Origin of the sequence: Nocardia wallacei, from assembly GCF_014466955.1 — a bacterium.
Lineage (GTDB): Bacteria > Actinomycetota > Actinomycetes > Mycobacteriales > Mycobacteriaceae > Nocardia > Nocardia wallacei.
The window spans coordinates 6388861-6409001 of sequence record NZ_AP023396.1 but is presented as its reverse complement, the minus strand read 5'-3'; the positions used below and the strand labels follow the sequence as shown (position 1 = coordinate 6409001).

The 20141-nt window shown below is 68.4% G+C and carries 18 protein-coding genes; 8 read left to right on the top strand and 10 right to left on the bottom strand.

Annotated elements, in window-relative coordinates; all coding sequences use genetic code 11:
* Genes NWFMUON74_RS28450 through NWFMUON74_RS28415 form a run of 8 tightly spaced genes read right to left on the bottom strand, consistent with a single transcriptional unit; the run spans position 1 to position 7765 of the window.
* Positions 1-957, bottom strand: coding sequence for an MlaD family protein (locus NWFMUON74_RS28450; protein ID WP_187684818.1), 957 nt, complete (start codon positions 955-957; stop codon positions 1-3).
* Positions 954-1985: an MlaD family protein gene (locus NWFMUON74_RS28445; protein WP_187684817.1), complete on the bottom strand. Its 1032-nt coding sequence runs from the start codon at positions 1983-1985 to the stop codon at positions 954-956. The genes NWFMUON74_RS28450 and NWFMUON74_RS28445 overlap by 4 nt, the downstream gene beginning before the upstream one ends.
* Complete coding sequence (locus tag NWFMUON74_RS28440; protein WP_187684816.1) at positions 1982-3085, bottom strand: MlaD family protein; 1104 nt, start codon at positions 3083-3085, stop codon at positions 1982-1984. Before NWFMUON74_RS28440 ends, NWFMUON74_RS28445 begins: the two co-directional genes overlap by 4 nt.
* The gene (locus tag NWFMUON74_RS28435; protein ID WP_232110651.1) at positions 3085-4128 is read right to left on the bottom strand and encodes an MCE family protein; all 1044 of its coding nucleotides are present in this window, start codon (positions 4126-4128) and stop codon (positions 3085-3087) included. The genes NWFMUON74_RS28440 and NWFMUON74_RS28435 overlap by 1 nt, the downstream gene beginning before the upstream one ends.
* Positions 4116-5120, bottom strand: a complete 1005-nt coding sequence (locus NWFMUON74_RS28430) for an MlaD family protein (protein WP_187684815.1) — start codon at positions 5118-5120, stop codon at positions 4116-4118. Before NWFMUON74_RS28430 ends, NWFMUON74_RS28435 begins: the two co-directional genes overlap by 13 nt.
* Positions 5117-6163: an MlaD family protein gene (locus NWFMUON74_RS28425; RefSeq protein WP_187684814.1), complete on the bottom strand. Its 1047-nt coding sequence runs from the start codon at positions 6161-6163 to the stop codon at positions 5117-5119. Before NWFMUON74_RS28425 ends, NWFMUON74_RS28430 begins: the two co-directional genes overlap by 4 nt.
* A 4-nt stretch (positions 6164-6167) precedes the next feature.
* Positions 6168-7031: an ABC transporter permease gene (locus tag NWFMUON74_RS28420; protein ID WP_187684813.1), complete on the bottom strand. Its 864-nt coding sequence runs from the start codon at positions 7029-7031 to the stop codon at positions 6168-6170.
* On the bottom strand, positions 7031-7765 hold the full coding sequence (locus NWFMUON74_RS28415) for an ABC transporter permease (RefSeq protein ID WP_425300398.1): 735 nt from the start codon (positions 7763-7765) through the stop codon (positions 7031-7033). The genes NWFMUON74_RS28420 and NWFMUON74_RS28415 overlap by 1 nt, the downstream gene beginning before the upstream one ends.
* 315 nt (positions 7766-8080) lie before the next feature.
* Here NWFMUON74_RS28415 and NWFMUON74_RS28410 point away from each other — a divergent pair, with 315 nt between their 5' ends.
* From NWFMUON74_RS28410 to NWFMUON74_RS28395, 4 genes are all read left to right on the top strand, one after another.
* Positions 8081-8539, top strand: coding sequence for a MarR family winged helix-turn-helix transcriptional regulator (locus tag NWFMUON74_RS28410; RefSeq protein ID WP_187684812.1), 459 nt, complete (start codon positions 8081-8083; stop codon positions 8537-8539).
* 218 nt (positions 8540-8757) lie between these two features.
* Positions 8758-10782, top strand: coding sequence for a CocE/NonD family hydrolase (locus NWFMUON74_RS28405; RefSeq protein ID WP_187684811.1), 2025 nt, complete (start codon positions 8758-8760; stop codon positions 10780-10782).
* A complete protein-coding gene (locus NWFMUON74_RS28400; protein ID WP_187689477.1) occupies positions 10775-11728 on the top strand; it encodes an alpha/beta hydrolase fold domain-containing protein in 954 nt (317 codons plus the stop codon). Before NWFMUON74_RS28405 ends, NWFMUON74_RS28400 begins: the two co-directional genes overlap by 8 nt.
* 7 nt (positions 11729-11735) lie before the next feature.
* Entirely contained in the window at positions 11736-13013 is a 1278-nt protein-coding gene (locus NWFMUON74_RS28395) for an ATP-grasp domain-containing protein (RefSeq protein ID WP_187684810.1), read from the top strand.
* A 66-nt stretch (positions 13014-13079) separates the two neighbouring features.
* On the opposite strand, the gene NWFMUON74_RS28390 is transcribed toward NWFMUON74_RS28395, so the two are convergent.
* Complete coding sequence (locus tag NWFMUON74_RS28390) at positions 13080-13541, bottom strand: SRPBCC family protein (RefSeq protein ID WP_187684809.1); 462 nt, start codon at positions 13539-13541, stop codon at positions 13080-13082.
* Between the two features lie 222 nt (positions 13542-13763).
* On the opposite strand from NWFMUON74_RS28390, the gene NWFMUON74_RS28385 reads away from it, so the two are divergent.
* On the top strand, positions 13764-14966 hold the full coding sequence (locus tag NWFMUON74_RS28385) for an alcohol dehydrogenase catalytic domain-containing protein (RefSeq protein ID WP_187684808.1): 1203 nt from the start codon (positions 13764-13766) through the stop codon (positions 14964-14966).
* A 98-nt stretch (positions 14967-15064) separates the two neighbouring features.
* A complete protein-coding gene (locus tag NWFMUON74_RS28380) occupies positions 15065-15892 on the top strand; it encodes a SigB/SigF/SigG family RNA polymerase sigma factor (RefSeq protein WP_187684807.1) in 828 nt (275 codons plus the stop codon).
* 127 nt (positions 15893-16019) lie between these two features.
* Here NWFMUON74_RS28380 and NWFMUON74_RS28375 read toward each other — a convergent pair whose 3' ends face one another.
* Positions 16020-16862, bottom strand: a complete 843-nt coding sequence (locus NWFMUON74_RS28375; protein ID WP_187684806.1) for a PucR family transcriptional regulator — start codon at positions 16860-16862, stop codon at positions 16020-16022.
* A gap of 92 nt (positions 16863-16954) precedes the next feature.
* Between NWFMUON74_RS28375 and NWFMUON74_RS28370 the strand changes: the two genes are divergently transcribed.
* Positions 16955-17560: a TetR/AcrR family transcriptional regulator gene (locus NWFMUON74_RS28370; RefSeq protein WP_232110649.1), complete on the top strand. Its 606-nt coding sequence runs from the start codon at positions 16955-16957 to the stop codon at positions 17558-17560.
* A 151-nt stretch (positions 17561-17711) separates the two neighbouring features.
* Positions 17712-20120 (top strand): hypothetical protein, encoded by a 2409-nt coding sequence (locus NWFMUON74_RS28365; protein WP_187684804.1) that lies wholly within the window; start codon positions 17712-17714, stop codon positions 20118-20120.
* Positions 20121-20141: the final 21 nt, after the last annotated feature.

Here is a 20141-nt window from a genome sequence, read left to right as displayed (position 1 = left end):
CTATTTCACGCTGATTCGGAAACGCACTGTCCCGTCGGTGTCGACGGCGGACAGCGCCTGATCGATCAATGTGCTGATATCGATGTGCGGCGTGCGGCGGACCGCGTCGGCGACCACCGGCTGCAGGACCGGGCCCAGCGGGGCGAGGCTCGGGCCGATCTTGTCCAGCAGCGCCGTCGTGGTGTCGAGGAAGGACACCACTCCGTCGCCGGTGAAGTACACCGACGTCGGTCGGGCATCGACCAGCCCCGACCCCTGTTCCACGATCCGGTTCAGGTAGCGGCCGAAGTCGCCGAATTCCGGACCCGCCGCGGCGAGTGACGGCCCGAGCCAGTCGATGTCGCCGCCCATCGCCTGAATGTCGCTGAACAGCCGGCGGATGGCGGGCGTGCGGCTGAGCAGGGTGGTGGCCAGCAGCGTGGTCGACCGCTGCAGGGTCCGCACGGTCGTGTCCGTGCCCGACAGCGCGCGACCGAAGGTGTCGACCAGGCGGCCCATCACCTCGGGATGAATCTGGTTCATGAGTTCGACCAGCCGTGCCGACAGCGCTGTGATGGTCATCGGCGTGCGGATCCGGTCGGTCGGCACGAGTTGGCCGTTCCGCAGGTACGGCCCGCTGCCGTCGGCGGGCTCGAACTCGATGTAGGGCTCGCCGAGCGCGGACAACTGTTCGATGACGACATCGCTGGCGACCGGAATCCGGTACCGGTCGTCGATCTCGAGCCGCACGAGCACACCGGCGGCCTGTTTGCGCACCTCCTTGGTGAGACCGACCTGCACCCCGCGCAGCAGCACCGGGGCGTTCGGGCCGAGACCGCCCGAATCGGCGAGCCGCATCTCGGCCGTGATGTGCGATCGGCGCGGATCCAGGTGCAGCACACCGACGGTCATATAGGTGATGCCGAGGATCAGCACCGCGCCGATCGCCGAAAGGGACACGGCCGCACGCGCATTCATCGCACCACTCCGATCATGCGCAGGCTGTCGACGATGCGGCCGGTCCGCTCCCGCGGGTTCAGCTCCACCAGGTCGACCTTCGGTCCGTGGTCGGCGAAGGGAACGATCTTGTTGTTGATCAGGTCGACCAGCTTCTTCGAATTCGACGGCGAACCGGTATCGAAGGGGTGGTTGCCGAACAGCATGGGCACCACGGCGCGGGCGGTGCCGTCGACCGACCGCAGCAGCGGGCCCAGCCAGGCGGAGGCGGGCCCGATCGGGCCCAGCGCGGTCAGCACGAGGATGACGCCGATCTGGGCATTCACCGACGCGGTGGTCTGCCGGACACCATAGGGGGTCAGCAGTTCGTCGAAATACGGTGTGTTGGCGCCCAATCCGTCGGTCACGGTGGCCTGCAGGCCGTCCAGAACGTGGTCGACGGAATCCAGATCGGCGCCCAGATCGGTGAGGTCGGCACCGAGCGTGCCCGCGATCCGGGTGGTATCGCTGGGGTCCTTCGGCATGATGCCGTTCATCTTGCGGACGATGTCCTGCACGTCGGACACCGCGCCGCTGCCGACGAAGGTCGACAATCCGGCCAGGATGTCCTCGATGGGCGGTGACTGGGTGGTATCGGCGAGCGGGATCGTCGCGCCCGGCCGTAGCCGGTCCGCCGCCGGTACGGCCGGTTCGGTGAGCGCGATGTGCACGTCGCCGAGCGGAGTCTCCTGGCGCAGTTCGGCGGTGGTGCCGCGCGGCAGCCGCACCGAATCTCGGATGTCGACGTCGGCCACCACATACCCCTTGCTCCGGCCCGGGTCCGGATCCACGACGGTGACCGCGCGCAGCTGTCCCACTCGGACGCCGTTCGCGATGACCTTGGCGCCCTGCGGCAGATTGAGCACATCGGCGAATTCGATGCGCAGGGGGTAGGTCGGTCCGTCGACGCCGACCCCCGGCACCGGGATGTCGGCGGGCTGGACGTCGCATCCGGCGGCGGTGAGCACCAGCGCGAGACCGACCGCCGCCCGGGTGACCAGTCGTTTCATCGGGCACTCACCCCCGCCAGCAGCAGGGGCAGGGCGGGCACGGCGACCGTGCCGTTCTCCGCCGCCGCACACCGCTGTCCGGTGACAGCCTGCACGGCGGTGCAGACCCGATCGGCATCCTGGTGCGGCAGTGCGAGTTTCGGCGGCGCGTAGCCGAGCGTCAGGCGGCCGCTGACCGGGTCCACGGCGCCGGCGAACCCCGTCGCGATGGCCGGTGCCATGCGGATGAGCTCGGTGAGCGAGCCGACTCCGGCCGCGAGCAGCCGCGGCAGCCCGGGAGTGGCGTCGAGCGCCCGTACCGCGGGGGTACCGAACATCATGAACACATCGTTGAGCTGTGGGAGCACGTCGGCGAGCGCCGCGACGATCTCCACGACCGGCGGGAAGGCGAGGGTATTGATGTCGTGGAAGGCCTGCGGCAGCCGGATGACCGTGTCCTTCACCTGTGCCCACCCGCCGTTGGCGCGGTGCGCGAGTTCGCTGAGGGCGTCGAGCAACTGCCCGATGTGCCCGATGGCCGCGTCCGGCGCGGCGAGCGCTTCGCCGAGTTGCTGGATCACGGCGTTGATTTCGTCCCCGGTGCCCGCGGTCGCACGATCGACCGCGTCGAGCCCGGCGCCGAAAGCGTTGTGCTGGGCGGGATCTCCCGCGCCGTTGAGCTTGTCGGCGAGCCCCGCGAGGGCGTCGAAGGTTTCCGAAAGACTCTTGGGTGTCAGGGATCTGGTGATGCAGGTGCCGGGATCCCAACCGGGACCGGCGGGTTCGGCGCCGATCAGCGCCAAATTCCGGTCGGCGATCAGATTCTCGCTCACGGTCACCGCACCGACATCGGGGGGAAGCTTGCGATCGGACCGCACGGTGAAGCCGACACGGGTCCGCCCGCCGTCGGGCCGGATATCGGTGACCTCGCCGACCTGCACGCCCATCACGGTGACGGCGCTGCCCTCGTACAGGCCGATGCTGTCGGGCATCTCGGCGCAGTAGGCGCGGGTACCGGGGCCGGATCGGGACAGTTGCAGGGCGGTCGCGGCCGCCACGACGAGGACGATCACCACCGCCGCCGACATCAGGCCCCGGGAGCCGAGAATCTTCGCGAGCATCAGCAACCTCCGCCCGGGACGGGAACGCAGACGCTGGGCAGCGAGATCGTCGCCGCGGACTGATCGACCGTCACGCCGCCGCCACCCGGCAGCAGGGGCAGCAGCCGCTGTTCCAGATCGCGCACCGCGTCGAGCAGTGTGCCGAGCCGCGAGCCGAGTTCTCGCAGCTTCGGGATCGCCTCGTCGGCGAGCGGCTGGGCCCGCTCCTTCAGCTTCGTGTCCCAGGCGCGGCCCAAGGGGGTGAGGCCGTGCAGGACAGTGCCCAGATCGGCCAGCGCCTCCGAGATCTCGGTCTTGTTGTTACGGATGACGTCCTCCATGCCCGCCAGCGCGTAGATCAGGCGCACCAGCACGTCGGAGTTCTGGCGCAGCGCCGTCAGATACTCGTCGGCCAGCGCGAGCGTGCGCGAGATGTCGGCGTGCTGCCGGTTCATGATCGCGGTCAGGTCGCCGACCGCCCGGAGCGCGGCGCGGAACGAATCCGGGCCGCCGTCGACCGCGGTGGACAGCGACGAGAGGGTTTCGCGCAGCACGTTGCCGTCGATCTCCTGGACCGGCCGCACGGCATCCTGGAATACCTGAGTGAGGTTGTACGGCAACGTGACTCGCTCGCGCGGAATGGTCGCCGAGCCCAGCGGCCGGGTGCCCGCGGGCTGCACGGCCAGGTAGTAGCCGCCGACGACGGTCAGCATGCGGATGCCGAGCGTGGTCTGATCCCCGACGAACACCTTGTCGTCGACCGTGAACGTCATCCGCACCCGATCCGGCAGCAGCGTCAGCGATTTCACCTTGCCGACCGGAATCCCCGCGACCCGGACATCGTCGCCGGTCCGGATCGACCCGGCCTGCGCCAGCTCGGCGGAATACTCCTTCTCGGGGGTGGTGCCGGTGACGTAGACCGCGCCGATCGCGATGACCAGCAGCACGACGGCGATCACACCGGCTATGCCCCAGCGGAGCTCGGAACCGCGAGCATCACCGCCGCGGCCCCGGAGCGCGGCGCGCAGGGCGGCGAAACGCGCTCGGCCCCTCATCTGTTGCATAGCGTGATCCTCTGTCCGGAGATGAGCAGCTGCAGTGGCGCGGGGGCCGCGGCGGTGCCGTGCGAACAGGTGAGCGCGGCGTCGGGGCCGCTGGGCGGGACGGCCGCCGCCATGGTCTGGAGCAGGCCGGGCAGCCGCCCGAACACCACCGCGGCCTCGTGCGGATCGGGAATCGCGTGCTGCAGCAAGGCATCCAGGTCCTGACCGCGGTCACCGCTCACACCCAGGGTGGCCAGCGTGCTCCGCAGCGGTTTCAGGATCGGCGGTATGGTGCGGGAGAACTGGACCAGCCCCGGGAGTTTGTCGGTGATGTTGACGAACAGATTCGTCAGATTCGCCATGAGCTCCATGGTGTTTCCCGACCTGCCGCCGAGGTGATCGGAGATCGTGGCGAGGTTCGACACCAGCGTCGACACCACCGCCTGGCGGTCGGAGACGTGGCGGCTCAGCTTGTCGACCGCGTCCAGCGCCGGGCCCAGGCCCGTGCCGTCGCCCTGGATGACCGCGAGCATGCTGGTCGCGAATTGATTGATCTCGGCGGGCGACAGCTCGGCCAGCACCGGCTGCAAACCCTTGAACAGCGTGGTGATGTCGAAGGCCGGGATGGTGTCGGCGGTCTCGAAGACGGCCTTCGGATCGCGGCGGCGCTCGGGCCGGTCGGGCTGCTGGATCTCCAGATAGCGGAAACCGGTGAGGTTCTGATACCGGATGGCGAGCTTGCCGCCGTCGAACAGCGGATGATCGCGGGTCACGGTGAAGCGCACTCGTGCGAGGGCGCCGGCCAACTCGACATCGCGGACCTTGCCGACCTGGACGCCGTAGAGGCGCACATCGTCCCCGGTGCGCAAGCCGTTGGCGTCGGTGAACATCGCCGTGTAGGTGTCGGTGTCGCCCCGGACCGGACGTTCGATCACCCGCAGCACGCCGAGTAGCACGACGATCGTGAGCACCGCGGCCACGGCGAGGCGGAGTAGCAGCGATCGGGTCGTCACGGGTGCCCCCCGCCGACCGTGGCCGACAGTGGCGCGGAAAGCCCTGGGACCGAGTCCAATTCGACCCCGGCGTGCAACACCGGACCCGTCGGTGAATCGTGGAACGCGGCGTCGAGCCGGTCGAGCAGCTCGCTGAGCTGTCCCGCCGAACGTTCCGGCGTGCTCACCGAGGACGAGAGCCGATCGAGAATCAGCGGGGCGATGGGCAGCAGCTCACCGAAGTAGCCCCGCGCGGTGCCGAGCGTTCGGGTGGCCGCGGGCAGCAGCAGGTTCTGCACGTTGGTCCACAGGTCGCCGTAACGGGTCAGGTTGTCCGGATTCGCCAGGTAGGCGTTGGTCAGGTCGCCGTAGAGCAGGGTGATCGCACCGGTCAGCATGGGCGGCAAACCGGTCAGCACCGAGCCGTACCGGTCGAACAGCAGCGACGGTGGCAACCGCTGCGTCTCGGTGTACGAACGGATGGTCGTGCCCAGCGCCTGCAGCAGCGGGGTGAAGGCCGTGAGGTCCTGTGAGGTCTTGTGCAGCAGGTCGGACAGCTGCGGGGTGAGGACGTCGTTGGTGAGCTGCCCGGTCGAGCGCAGCAGCGCCGAGAGCGTGGCATCCTGCACCCGGTCGGCGTTGCGCCCGGTCAGGTCGATCGTGGAGCCGTCGGCCAGCAGCTGCCCGCCGCCGCGCGAATGTAGTTGCACCGCACTGATTCCGAACAGATTGCCGGGTGCGTAGTCGACGGTCAGCGCGTCGGACAGCCCGAACAGCTGCGACCGCAGCAAACCCAGTTCGACGCGCTGGCGGCCCGGCGCCGCGGTGTCGATCGAGATGACCGACCCGACGCGCACGCCGTCGAGCCGCACGTCGGTGCCCGGTTCGATCCCCTCGCCCACATGGCCGGTGAGCAGCGCGACCCGGATCTCGTCCGCCGGGCGGCGCTCGGGCTGCACGCGCCAGCCGACGACGAGGACCAGGGCCAGCAGCACGGCGCAGGCGCCGAGGACGCGGGCACGGCGCGGCCCGACCTCGGTGCCGGGCAGGATGTAGGGAGGCATGCGGTCACCCGGTGAATGTGATGGGGGACTGGAAGCCCCACAGGACGATGGTGGCGAACATGTCGAGCGCGATGATCGACACCAGGCTGGCGCGGATGGCGCGACCGGAGCCGATGCCGACGCCCTCGGGTCCGCCCGTGGCGAAATAGCCTTGGTAGCAATGGACCAGCACGACCGCGATCGCGAAGACGACCACCTTGATCGTCGCCGCGATGACGTCCCAGCCCAGCACGAACTGGTCGAAGTAGTGGTCGTAGGTACCGGTCGGGGTGCCGTGGACGGTTGTCACGATCACCTCGCAGGACAGGTAGCTGAGAATCAGCGCCACCACGAAAGCCGGTGCGACAGCGACGATTCCGGCGAGCACCCGGGTCGTCACGACGAACGGCACCGACCGGATGCCGAGCGATTCGAGCGCGTCGATCTCCTCGGAGATGCGCATGGAGCCGATCTCGGCCGTCATCCGGCACCCGGCCTGCGCGGCGAACCCCACCCCCGCCGCGATCGGTGCCAGCTCCCGGGTGACGCCGAAGGCCGAGATGAGGCCGCTGAGCTGGCCGAGGGAGAGCAGATTGAGCGCGCTGTAGGCCTCGATGCCGATGGACGCGCCCATCGCCGCGCCCAGCAGCAGCATCAGCGGCACCACCCCGCCGCCGATGATGACCGAGCCGCGGCCCCAGGTCATGTCGGTGATCACCATGATCGTCTGGCGGCGGTAGCGGCGCAGGGTGTAGGGCAGCGAGGTGAACACCTGCCAGCCGAACCCGATCGCGAAGCCGATCGACTCGATCGGGCTCAGCGGATGCAGCCGGCCGCGCATCCGGTTGGCCCACCGCAGTCCGGCCGGCAGGTACGGCGTCGCGGTCATCACGCCATCCTCACCGGGATGAACATGGTGACCACCTGAGTGATCGCGGTGTTGAGGACGGTGACCGCGGCGATCGACATGACGACGGCGGCGTTGACCCCGTCGGCCACGCCGCGCGGGCCGCCCTTGGCCTCGAGGCCGCGCTGGCAGGCGATGACGACGACCAGGAAACCGAACACGAACGACTTGAGCACCGCCACCCAGAGATCGACCGGAGTGGTGAAGGAGCCGAACGAATCCCAGTAGCTGCCCGGGGTGACATCCAGCGCGGTGACCGCGACCGCGAAGCCCGAGGCGATGCCGACGACGATGATGAGGCTGGTGAGCATCGGCGCCACCAGCATCATGGCGGCGATGCGCGGCACCACCAGGCGTTGCACCGGGTCGACACCCATCACGCGCATGGCGTCGACCTCCTCCCGGATGGTGCGGGCGCCGAGATCGGCCGCGATGGCCGCCGAGCCCGCGCCGCCCAGCAGCATCGCGGCCGCCATCGGCGCACCCTGCTTGATCACCCCGAGGCCGCCGGCCGCGCCGATCATCGAATCCGCGCCCAGCTGGGACACGATATTGCCGACCTGGGCCGAGACGATGACGCCGAACGGGATGGCCATCAGAATGCTGGGGATCGCGGTGACCTTGATCAGGAACCATGCCTGGGCGAGTGTCTCGTGGACCTGGAACCGCAGCCGGACCGCGTCGAGTGCGGCGATGCGCAGCGCCTGCGCGCCCATCCGGATCGCCCGCCCGAGCGTGGCGAGGCTGGACAGCACCGTCTCGGAGAAATTGCGGCGCAGCGCCGCCCGAATGGCCAGGTCTGTCGTCGACACCGAACCTCCTTGTTCGACGAACGTGCCGCATTGCGCGGGCCGATTGTTCAGAGTTCGGCACCGCTTGTTCTTCGTCTGCCGAGGCTGGGTGCGCTATTACAGCTGCGTTCGGGACCGAGAATCGGATGGTGGTCGCTTGTTAAGCAACTTAACAGGCAAGGTACACTCGGCGTTCCGAGCTGTCAACGACTTCGACGGAAATACCAGGAGAGGGGCACCGTGGCCGAAAGCGATGCCGACATCGCGCGGGAGATCGCCGTCGGCCTCCTGCGAGTGGTCAACAAAATCAACCAGGGTCGGCGGACGCCGCGCCGTTATGGCGCGGGGCCGCCGCTGACCATGCTGGAGGCCGAGATGTGCTTCCTGATCTCGCATCGTTCCGGCATTACCGGCAGCGAGATCGCGCAGCGGCTCGGCGTAACGCGTTCGGCGATGTCGCAGAACATTGCCAAACTGAAGCAAAAAGGTCTTGTTTCCGAATTGCCGGATGCCGCCGACGCCAAGCGTAAGAAACTTTTCGTCACCGCGGCGGGACAACGGGCCGCGGATGTGGCCGACGACTACGGCCGCCGGATGGCCGCCGAACTGTTCACCACGTTGCGGGCCGAATTGGAGAGCTATCTGCGGCTGGTCACGAAGTGGGAGAACTTTCTCGACGCGGCGCGCGACGCCTGGTGAGCCGGGCCGCCCGGCGGCCGGGCCGACTGTCGTGGACACACTGTCGGACATGTGTCTGGATACTATTTCAGTCTCTGGTCCGGGGCAAGCGTTTTCGGCGATGACCGGCTGGTCGCCCCGGTCGCGGGTCCGTCGGTCCGCTGCCGCACCGTGTAGTCGGGGTGCGAGCGGGTAGCCGCTGCCAATGCGGTCGCAGATGGCGAGAGAAAGGACCTGGCATGCGGACGGTGACCTCGTTTCCCCAGCAGATCACCGTGGCGGAGCACGTGTGGATCCCGATGTCGGACGGGACACGGCTGGCGGCGAAGATCTGGCGGCCGACCGCCGCGGACGACGAGCCCGTGCCGGGGGTCCTGGAATACATTCCCTATCGCAAGCGGGATCTCACCGCGGTGCGGGATTCGATCCACCATCCCTATCTGGCGGGGCACGGTTACGCCTGTGTCCGGGTCGATCTGCGCGGTACCGGGGAATCCGAGGGTGTCCTCGTCGACGAATATCTCGAGCAGGAACATCTCGATGCCGAGGACGTCCTCGAATGGATGGCCGAACAGCCCTGGTGTAATGGAAAAATCGGCATGATGGGAATCTCCTGGGGCGGCTTCAATTCTCTTCAGATCGCCGCGAGAAAACCGCCGGGGTTGTGTGCGATCGTCATCTCTTCGTTTACCGACGACAGATATTCCGACGATATGCACTATATGGGTGGTGCGCTGCTGTCGGATAATATCGCGGAATCCGCCACCATGTTCGCCTACAGCACCCTGCCGCCCGATCCGGCACTCGTCGGTGAACGGTGGCGCGATATGTGGCTGGAACGCCTGGAGAATTGCAGTCTGTGGGCGGCGAATTGGCTCGAGCATCAGCGGCGTGACGACTATTGGCGGCGGGCGTCGGTCTGCGAGAACTATGCCGATGTGCAGATTCCGGTACTGGCTTCCAGCGGGTGGGCCGACGGCTATTCGAACGCTGTCGCCCGGCTGCTCGCGAATCTGGATGTGCCGCGCCGGGGGATGATCGGGCCCTGGAGTCACAAATACCCGCACCTGGGCGAGCCGGGGCCCGCGATCGGCTACCTCCAGGAAGTGCTGCGCTGGTGGGACTACTGGCTCAAGGACATCGACAACGGCGTGATGGACGGGCCGATGCTCTACACCTGGATGCAGGAGAGCGTGCCGCCGTCCACCGCGTACGAGGATCGGCCGGGCCGATGGGTCGGCGAACCGACCTGGCCCTCGCCGCACGTCCGCGAACTCGAGCATCCGCTGGCCCGCTATCGAATCGCCCGGCCCGGCGAGGCGGTGGCGCCCGCGGATCTGCTGGTCGAATCGCCGCTGTCGGTGGGACAGTTCGCGGGTAAGTGGGCCTCCTACAGCGCGCCGCCGGACCTGCCCTACGACCAGCGCGAGGAGGACGGCGGCTCGCTCGTTTTCGACACCGACGAACTACCCGAACGGTGCGAGATCCTGGGCGCGCCGCAACTGACGCTCGAGGTGTCCGCCGACAAGCCGGTCGCGATGGTGGCGGCCCGGTTGTCCGACGTCGCGCCCGACGGCCGTGCCACCCGGGTGACCTACGGCCTGCTCAACCTGACCCACCGCGACGGGCACGACGAACCTCGTCCGCTGCGCCCGGGGGAGCGGTATCGGGTGACCGTGCAGCTCAATGCCGTCGCACAGGCGTTTCCGGCCGGGCACCGCATCCGGCTGTCGCTGTCGACGTCGTACTGGCCGCTGGCCTGGCCACCACCGGAACCCGCGCAGCTGACCGTCCACACGAAGGGCAGCAGTCTGCGGCTGCCGATCCGGCCGACGGCGGAATCCGACGAGATACCGCCGCAGCCGTTCGGTGAGCCGGAGGGCGCGGAACCGATGCCGACCACCCCGATCACGCCGGGCGAACAGAAATGGACGGTCTCGCGCGATCTGATCGAATACAACTCGGCGCTGAACATCGTCAAGGACGCCGGACTGCTGCGATTCGACGAGCACGATCTCGAGGTCGACCGCCGGGTGCGCGAGCACTACGGCTGGCAGGCCGACGACTTCTGCTCCGCCACCGCCGAGACGGCGTGGTCGATGACCTTCTCGCGCGGCGACTGGCGGGTCCGGACCGACACCCGGACCCACGTCACCTGCACCCCGACCGATTTCGTCGTGCACGCCCGGCTCGACGGCTTCGAAGGGGAGCGGCGAGTGTATTCGCGAAATTGGAACAGGACGATCCCCCGTGACCATGTTTGACGATCAGCGCGGTGCCCTGCGGGAATCCCGGAAACCGAGCCTGCGGGCCCGGGCTTTCATCGCGGCGTTGCGGCTGACCGGCGCCAAGAAGACCTTCGCCAGCGCCGAGGCGCTCGACCGGAGCATTCCGAAGAGCCAGCGGCCCGAGCGAGACCGGCCGCCCTCGTCGCTGTATCGGAACCACCGGGTCACGCACCGCGAGATATACGGGCGGCCGGTCTACACCATCCGCCCGCGAACCGGCGGCACCACCCGGCACGTGTATTACCTGCACGGTGGCGCGTACGTGCACCAGATCCAGCGCGATCACTGGAAGTTCTTGTCCCGCTTGGTCGATCGGACGGGGTGCACGGTCACCGTGCCGCTCTACCCGCTGGCGCCGGGGCACCACTGCGACGACACGATTCCCATGGTCGTCGCGGCGCACGACGCGGCCTTCGCCGACACCGCCCCGGAGGACAAGGTATTCATGGGCGATTCGGCCGGGGGCGCGCTGGCGCTGGTGCTGGCCCGCGAGATCGGCGCGGCGGGCGAGGCCGCGCCGAAGGAGGTCGTCATGGTCTCGCCGTGGCTCGACGTCACCATGACCGATCCGGCCGCGCGGGCCATCGACCCGGAGGATCCGTATCTCGCGGTCGCGGGCCTGATCGAGGCCGGGCGGTTGTACGCGGGCGAGCACGACCGCTGTGATCCCACGATCAGTCCACTGTACGCGCCCGCCGCGGCGCCCGGGGCCCTGAGCCTGTTCATCGGCACCAGGGATGTGCTACTCGCCGACGCGCGCCGGTTCCGTGCGCGCTGTGCGGCGGAAGGCGTCGAACTCGGCTACTTCGAGTACGACGGAATGTTCCACGCCTGGCTGCTCGCGGATCTCCCGGAATCCCGGCACGCCATGAGCCAGCTGGAGCGGTTGGTGCAAAGACCAGCCGCGCGGACGACAAGGTGAGGTATCTGTGAGTCAAGTCGACATTTTCGTGCTCGCTCTGGACGAGGGAAATCTGCGCACCCTGGAGCGAATTCCGGATGCGCAGAAATTCCGCTATCACGCCCTGCTCGGGGTGGAAGAGACTCAGGAGGGCGAGATCCCGATCGAGGATCTGCTGCACAAGGCGGAGCGGACGCTGTCGGAGTTCGACGGTGAGATCGGCGCGATCGTCGGATACTGGGACTTCCCGACCACCGCGCTCGTGCCGATGCTGTGCAAGCGGTTCGGGCTCCCCAGCGCGAACCTCGAGGCGGTGGTCAAATGCGAGCACAAGTACTGGAGCCGGCTCGAGCAGAGCAAGGTCGTCGAGGACCTACCGAAATTCGGGATCGTGGATCTCGGCGGCGAGGCCCGGTTGCCCGATGGCATGAAATATCCGGTGTGGCTCAAGCCGGTGAAATCGTTCTCCTCGGAGCTGGCCTTCCACGTGAGCGACGACAAGGAATTCGAGGACGCCGTCGAGCAGATTCGTGAGGGGGTGAGCCGGGTGGGCAAACCCTTCGAGTTCGTGCTCGAGCAGGTCGAGTTGCCGCCGGAAATCGCGGAGATCGGCGGGCAGGCGTGCCTGGCCGAGGAGGCGCTCACCGGAGTGCAGGCGGCCACCGAAGGGTATGTGTACCAGGGCAAGGTCACCGTCAACGGTGCGCTGGACTCGATCAATTACCCCGATACGTCCAGTTTCCTGCGCCACCAGTACCCGTCCCAGTTGCCGCGGGAGATCGTGGCCCGGATGACCGACATCTCCGAACGGGTCATCACGCAGATGGGCCTGACGAATTCGACGTTCAGCATCGAGTTCTTCTGCGATCTGGATACCGGGCGGGTCTCGGTGCTGGAGATCAACGCGCGGCACTCCCAGTCGCACGCGGACATGTTCATGGCCGTGGACGGCGTTCCCAATCACCACTGCATGGTGCGGCTGGGCCTGGACCAGGACCCCAGCCTCCCGCGCAACGAGGGACCGTACGAGATCGCCGCCAAGTGGTACTACCGCCGGTTCTCCGACGCGGTCGTCACCCGGGTGCCGACGGCAGCCGAGATCGAGTCGATCCAGAACGAAATACCCGGGGTGACAATCGAAATCGTCGCCACCGAGGGCACCCGGCTGTCCGACGAGCCCGCCCAGGACAGCTACAGTTTCGAACTCGCCGACATCTTCATCGGCGCGGACAGCGAGGCGGAGATGACCCGCAAATACGACCGCTGCGTCGAAGCCCTGCGTTTCGAGTTCGACGAGGACGAGTAGCCGACGAGGATCCCCCACGGTGCTCTTCCGTGGGGGATCCGGCTACTTCCGATCAACGCCTTCCGATCAAGGCTCCGACCGAGGCACGTCCCCCCGCCACTGCCCCGTCTCCGCCCCGCGCTGCTCGATGAAGTTCTTGAAGCGCTTCAGGTCCCCGTGCACCCGGCGATCGATCACGCCGAGCTTGTCGCCGACGTTCTCGACGAACCCGTCGGGGTCGATGTCCATCTGCGCGGTGACGCGGGTGGTGTTCGGGTCGATGCGGTGGAAGGTGACCACCCCGGCGTGCGTCGGCCCCGAGTCGGAATGCCACGCGATCCGCTCGTCGGGGTGCTGTTCGCTGATGGTGGCGTCGAATTCCCGGGTGACCGGGCCGACCTGCACCTTCCAGTGCGTATGTGTGTCGTCGCGCTGCTCGATCCGTTCGACGCCCTCCATGAACTCGGGGAAGGTCTCGAACTGGGTCCACTGGTCGTAGGCGGTCCGGATCGGGACTTCGACGTCCACGGCGGCTGTCACGGTACCCATGATTGCTCTCCTTCGTAGTCGGGCGCCTCGGCGGCCGTGTGGCTCGGCAGAGCGGTCTCGCCCGCCGAGGTGGTGCGGTTGCCACCACGTCTGCGGCACTACCCGCGTATCGCCGGGATATGCGGGCCGCCTTCCGGAATCGGCCGCGTGCGGGCGCTGTTTGCGTGGCCGGGAGGCGGGTAGCGCGGGAAGGAGACGAAACGATCTCGGTGAGGAGCGCAGATGAGAGCCGTGACCTGGCAGGGGCGTCGCAATGTCGCCGTCGAGAACGTGCCCGATCCCCGCATCGAGCAGCCCACGGACGCGATCGTCGAGGTCACCTCGACCGCGATCTGCGGGTCCGACCTGCACCTGTACGAGGTGCTGGGCGCGTACATGAGTCCGGGTGACGTGCTCGGCCACGAACCGATCGGAGTGGTGGTCGAGACGGGACCGCAGGTCACCACCCTCGCCGTGGGTGACCGCGTGGTAGTTCCGTTCCAGATCAGCTGTGGCGACTGCGCGATGTGTGCGACCGGACTGCCCACCCAGTGCGAGACCACCCAGGTGCGCGAACAGGGTTCCGGCGCCGCGCTGTTCGGCTACTCGAAGCTGTACGGGCAGGTACCCGGCGGGCAGGCCCAGTATCTGCGGGTGCCGCACGCCGATGCCACGCACATCAAGGTGCCGCACGGCCCCGACGACACCAGGTTCCTGTATCTGTCCGACGTGCTGCCGACGGCGTGGCAGGCGGTCGAGTACGCGGGGGTCGCGGCAGGTGACTCGCTCACCGTGCTGGGCCTGGGTCCGATCGGCGACATGGCCTGCCGCGTCGCCGCGCATCGGGGCGTGCGGGTGATCGGGGTGGACCGGGTGCCCGAGCGGCTGGCGCGGGTGGCCGGGCGCGGGATCGAGGTGATCGATATGGAGCGAGTGCCCGACTCGCTCGGCGACGTGATCCGCGATCGGACCGACGGGCGCGGCACCGACGCGGTGATCGACGCCGTCGGCATGGAGGCGCACGGGTCGCCCGCGGCCTCGCTGGCCCAGCGCGCGGCGGCGTTCGTGCCCGACGCGGTGGCGCAGAAGATGATGGACACCGCCGGTATCGATCGGCTCGCGGCCCTGCGCAGCGCGATCGACATCGTGCGCCGCGGCGGGACCATCTCGCTGGTCGGCGTGTACGGCGGCATGGTGGACCCGCTGCCGATGCGCGTGCTGTTCGACAAGCAGATCCAGCTGCGGATGGGGCAGGCGAACGTCACCCGCTGGGCGCCGGACATTCTGCCGCTGCTGGCCGACGGCGATCCACTGGGCGTGGAAAGCTTTGCCACGCACCGGCTTCCGCTGTCCGCCGCGCCCGACGCCTACCGCATGTTCCAGCAGAAGTCCGACGGTGCGGTCAAGATCGTGCTCGATCCCGTGGGCACGCCGGTGGTGGCCTGAGGAGCATCGGAAGTCAATTATTTTCGGATCGTCAGGACCGGGTAGCCGAGATAGTGCGTCCGATATCCGTCCGCAGAGATTGGGAGAGAAGTTCGGCTATGCCCACCGATTCGCGCACGTCCCCGTCCTCGACCGCCCGGCGTTCCCGCCGTGGCACCGACAGCTACGACGGCCTCGAGCCCTTGTTCGCCGAACTCGCCACCCTCGATCCCACCGATGCGCGGCACCACCGCCTGCGCGAGGACATCATCGCCCGCGCGCTGCCGCTGGCCGACCACATCGCCCGCCGCTTCACCGGCCGCGGCCTCGACTACGAGGACCTGCTGCAGGTTGCTCGCGTCGGCCTGCTCGCCGCCGTCAACCGCTTCGATCCCGGGCACGGCGCGAGTTTCCTCGGGTTCGCCGTCCCGACCATCATGGGCGAGGTCCGTCGCCATTTCCGCGATCACGGCTGGGCACTGCGCGTGCCGCGCGCTCTCAAGGACCTCCGCCAGCGCATCACCGCCGTGACCCCCGACCTCGCCCAGCAACTCGGCCGCATGCCGACCGCCCGCGACCTCGCCGACGCCCTCGGCGCCGACCGCGAGGACATCACCCAGGCCCTCGTCGCCGCCGACAGCTACCGCACCGAATCGCTCGACACCCCGACCGACACCGGCGACGGCAACACCACCCTCACCGACCACCTCGGCACCACCGAGCCCTGCTACGCCCTGCTCGAGGACGCGATCACCGTCCGTCCGCTCATCGCCGCCCTCCCCGCCCGCGACCGCGACATCCTCATCCAACGCTTCTACGCCGGCCGCAGCCAGACCGAAATCGGACGCCAGTACGGCGTCTCCCAGATGCAGATCCACCGCACTCTCAAGCGCATCCTCACCACCCTGCGCGAACAAGCGCTCACCGAACCGGCACGCGCGGCCTGACCGGGACACCCGCCGGGTTCGCAGTGCCGATCAAGTGTTGGTTCTGCGCAATTCGCTGCGGCAAGGCCCGGTTGGCGCCGTCGTGGACCTGGCCGGTGCCCGCGATGATGCGGGGCGCCAACCGAAGTCAGGTGTGTTGGGGTTGGCGCCGGATCGGCCGGCCGGTCCCGTCGGCTACCGGGCCCGCGTCGGTGGTGTAGGTGTGGGCGATCAACGCCGACTGCAGATACCACAGCCCGACCGGTTCGGTCGGGTCGATCCCGGTGAGTTCCTTGATGCGCCGGAGCCGGTAGTCGACGGTGTTGGCGTGGACGTGCATCGCGCGGGCCGTCGCCCGCCGGGTGAAGTTGTCGCAGACCCGGCGGCGCAGCAGTTCGAGCAGATCGTCGTGCGGCAGTAGGGGATTCAGCAGCGACCGCAGGTATTCGTTGGCGGGGCCGGGACGGGTGATCTGGTATTCGAGTGCGAGATCGTCGAACTCGTACAGGCGTGGGGCGTACCCGAGCCGGCGGACGATATCGAGCAGATCGTGGGCGAGGTCGGTGGCCTCCGGGAGCGCGGGCACGGTGGCGGAGACGACGGTCGCGGCCACCGGGCCGTGCGCGACCCGTCGCGCGAACGCGAACAGGTCCCGTACCGCCCGGTCGGCGGCCTCCGCCTCGGCGAGCAGCAGTGTGCCGCCGCCCGCGCCCAGCAGCGGCAGCACACGTTCGCCGTACACCGGGGTCAGCGCCGATCGCAGCCGGTCGGCCCCCTGGTCCGTCTCGAGCGCCAGCACCGCGTACCGAGCGGCGACCGGCACGCCCGCGGTGTGCGCGATCGCCCCCGGGTTGCCGCCGCTGGCCAGCACGAGACCCAGCGCCGATGCGGCGCCGGCTCCTTCGCGGGAGGCGGCGCGCAGTAGGCGCAGCAGAGCGGCGACATCGGGAAACCCGGCCTCCGCTGTACTGCGGGATCTGCGACCCTTCACCGGCTCATCTCACGTTCGATAACCAGACTCTCAAATTTGAGAGTCCCGTAGAGAGTAATTGGATTATCCAGTTCTCATACTACGCTGGGTTGGTGGGTGAAGAGCGAGAATCGGATACTGCATCGCGGATCCTCGCTCTGGTGGTGCGGTCACTGGAGCGCGGCGGGTACGACAGCGTCTACGTGCAGGAGGTGGCGCGCGGCGCGCGGGTCTCGCTGACCACGGTGTACAAGCTGTTCGGCACCCGCGACGAACTGATCGTGGCCGCGCTCGAGCACTGGATGGCGCAGCGCAGTTACGCCGCGCTGGCCCCGGTGCCCGGCGAGACGTTGCGGGAAGGGCTGATGCGGCTGCTGCGTACCGTATTCGAGCCCTGGGAACGCAGTCCGCAGATGCTGAAGGCGTATCATCGCGCGCTCTGCGGCCCGGGTGGGCATCGGCTCGACGTCCAGGGCCGCGCCGCCGTGCGCGAGACCGCGCTCGCCGTCGTCGCCGGAGCGGACCCGACCTATCTCGACGACCTCGACCGCATTCTGGTGCACCTCAGCTACGGACTCATCAGCCGCTATTCCGCAGGCGCACTGGACATCACCGAGATCATGCCCACACTCGAACGGGCCGTGCACCGGCTCACCGCCGACAACGAACGGGCCGCCGATGCCGCCGCGGCGCCGGCACCTGCGCGAAATGAGTTCTGAGCCCGGGGTTTCCGCGCCCGCGCGGTGACTTCCATATTTGCGATCACGCTGGTCGCATTCCTGTCCACGATGCGTGCGGCGGCATAGCTTTGGTCGCCGGGCTCGGCCGGGGGTCCGGCGACGCCCTCTCGTTCCCATCGACCAGGATCCGATGACCACAGTGCTGAAGACGCCCCGACTCGCCCCGATCGCCGACGCCCCCGCGCGGGTTTCCCGCTGTCGGCACACGTGGTCCGACCGCGAGATGGCGTTCTGGGATCCCCGGAAGTGGTTGCCGCGCACCCTGTTCCGGCGTGTCCGCGACTGGATCGGCGCCACCGCGCGGCGACGGCGGCTGGTGTGGTTCACGGCGATCATGGGTGTGTTGTTCGTCTTCCCGGGCGGAGTCGGGGCGGTCGCGCGGGCCCAGAGCAACGCGGCCGCCGGCGGTGCCGGGATCGACGCCCTGAATTGGATGGACATCCGGGACTCGGCGGGAATCCGGTTGACCGACTACGTCTTCGCCACCAGTCACGGCAGTTTGTTCAGCCCGCTGGAGACGGTGATCTCCGCCGTGCTCGGGCTGGAGTTCGTCGGCTACATGGTCATCGTCACCAGCGCGGTCTGGTTGATCGGTTTCGCGATCAGCTTCCGCTGGCTGGACCCGTTCGAGCGGGCGCTGACCGGTGTCGCCGACAGCGTGACCGGGCAGCTCGCTACCCCGATGGTGCTGGTGACCGCGGCGGGCATCGGCGCGTTCTGTGTGGCCTGGTTCGTGCTGCGCGGCCACTACGCCAAGGCCACGGTGCAGATCGTCACCATGCTCGGCGTCGCCGTGATCGGACCGCTGTTCCTCGCCCAGCCGCTGGCGGACGTGCTGTCCTCGCACGGGCTGCTGGCGCAGGGACGCGACGTCGGGGTGGCGGTCGCCGCCGGGCTGGGCGGTGACTCGCACCCCGACACCGACCACCTGATGATCGACATGCAGAGCGATCTGGCCGACAACTTCGCCCGCCGCCCGGTGCAGGTGTGGAACTTCGGCCACGTGATCGATCAGTCGCCGCAGTGCGCGGCACAGTGGTCGGCCGGTATGCGCTCCGGCGAGACCGACCGCGTGCTGAACGGCCTGCGGTCCTGCGGCGACGCGACCGCCTACGCCAAGGCCGACAACCCGAGCATGGGCCAGATCGGTTCCGGGGTGGTGCTGCTCATCTGCGCCGCGATCCTGCTGTGCTTCGGGGCCTACCTCGCGATCAAGATAATCTGGGCCGCCCTGGACGCCATCTACCACGGCTTCATGGCGCTGTTCGGTTTCGCCGCAGGGGGTTTCGTCTACGGCCCGACCCAGACCTTCCTGGCCCGCAACCTGGTCGACGGTCTCGTCTCGGGCGCCCGGATGACCGCGTACACCATCTTCCTCGCCATCTACGCGCTGTTCCTCGGCAAGCTCTTCGAGCAGGCGGGCGGGCAGGTCACGGTGGTGCTGGTGCTGGGCGCGATCGTCGAGATCATCGCCATCCTGCAGCTGAAGCGGCTCAGTGCCGGGCTCGACCGCGGCAACGAGTGGATGACCAACCGGTTCGCGCTCGCCATGCAGGGTCACGGCGGCAAGTCCGCCGAGGGCGGCACCGCGCTGGGCATGGGCGCGGGCGGCGCCGCGCATTCGCTGTCACCGGGCCTGCTCGCCGGACTGACCGCGGTCAACACCGTCAACAACAACCCGATCGCGGCGGCACTGTTCGGCTATCGCAGAAACCCGCTCGACCCGAACTCCCGCGTGCGCAACCGCGCCGAGGTCGGGATGTGGCGGACCAACGCCCTGGTGCACGAAAAGGGCTGGATGCTCAACTACTACCGGACCCGCGGCCAGATCATGGAGGCCGCCCGGTCGGCGGTGCGCGAGCACGGCGGCCGCCACACCCCGCGCAGCGCCGCCGCCGCGGTCGATCGCGTGCTCAATCGGGGCGGGTCGCTCACCGACGTGGGAGCCGCGCTGACCGACGCCGGTTTCATCGATCAGGCGATGATCACCGACGCCATCCGCGCCTACAACTACCGGCAGAACTTCGCGCCGAGCGTGTGGGACGGCGACAAGTACATCGGCGAGGCCGCCGCGTCGCTGGCCGTCCTCAAGCTGGGCACCTCGCCGGCCAACGTGGCCCTGTTCCAGCAGACCGCGCACCGGCTCGCGAACCGCCGCTACATCGACCACGTGCACGAGAGCGAACTCACCCGCGAGGAAATGGCCTACCTGCGCGACTATTTCGCCAATCCGACCCGCGACAAGATCCGCGGCATCCAGGCGCTCGCGGGCGGCAGCCGGATCACCCGGGACGCCAGTGGCGCTGTGGTGCAGTCGAATCCGGACTATCCGCTGCCGGTCGAGTTCGAGGGCTGGTCGCAGGAGCGCGGTCAGCTGATGAACCGGTTCATCATGCCGCACCTCGCGCAGCAGTACCTGAGCGCCGCACAGGCCGAGAACCTGTCCCAGGCATCGCAGATCCTGCAGGTCATGGCCAATTCCGAGTACTGGACCGGAAACGTCAAATTGACCCCCTCCAAGGCGATTCCGCGGTTCTGAGTTCGCCTTTCCCAGCCGCAA

Bases quoted from the DNA above. Each gene is read 5' to 3' on its own strand.
- NWFMUON74_RS28385 (WP_187684808.1), top strand. From the start codon at position 13,764: ATGAGAGCCGTGACCTGGCAGGGGCGTCGCAATGTCGCCGTCGAGAAC.
- NWFMUON74_RS28425 (WP_187684814.1), bottom strand. From the start codon at position 6,163: ATGCCTCCCTACATCCTGCCCGGCACCGAGGTCGGGCCGCGCCGTGCC.
- NWFMUON74_RS28440 (WP_187684816.1), bottom strand. From the start codon at position 3,085: ATGCTCGCGAAGATTCTCGGCTCCCGGGGCCTGATGTCGGCGGCGGTG.
- NWFMUON74_RS28400 (WP_187689477.1), top strand. From the start codon at position 10,775: ATGTTTGACGATCAGCGCGGTGCCCTGCGGGAATCCCGGAAACCGAGC.
- NWFMUON74_RS28405 (WP_187684811.1), top strand. From the start codon at position 8,758: ATGCGGACGGTGACCTCGTTTCCCCAGCAGATCACCGTGGCGGAGCAC.
- NWFMUON74_RS28415 (WP_425300398.1), bottom strand. From the start codon at position 7,765: ATGGGCGCGCAGGCGCTGCGCATCGCCGCACTCGACGCGGTCCGGCTG.
- NWFMUON74_RS28390 (WP_187684809.1), bottom strand. From the start codon at position 13,541: ATGGGTACCGTGACAGCCGCCGTGGACGTCGAAGTCCCGATCCGGACC.
- NWFMUON74_RS28365 (WP_187684804.1), top strand. From the start codon at position 17,712: ATGACCACAGTGCTGAAGACGCCCCGACTCGCCCCGATCGCCGACGCC.
- NWFMUON74_RS28435 (WP_232110651.1), bottom strand. From the start codon at position 4,128: ATGCAACAGATGAGGGGCCGAGCGCGTTTCGCCGCCCTGCGCGCCGCG.
- NWFMUON74_RS28450 (WP_187684818.1), bottom strand. From the start codon at position 957: ATGAATGCGCGTGCGGCCGTGTCCCTTTCGGCGATCGGCGCGGTGCTG.
- NWFMUON74_RS28380 (WP_187684807.1), top strand. From the start codon at position 15,065: ATGCCCACCGATTCGCGCACGTCCCCGTCCTCGACCGCCCGGCGTTCC.
- NWFMUON74_RS28420 (WP_187684813.1), bottom strand. From the start codon at position 7,031: ATGACCGCGACGCCGTACCTGCCGGCCGGACTGCGGTGGGCCAACCGG.
- NWFMUON74_RS28445 (WP_187684817.1), bottom strand. From the start codon at position 1,985: ATGAAACGACTGGTCACCCGGGCGGCGGTCGGTCTCGCGCTGGTGCTC.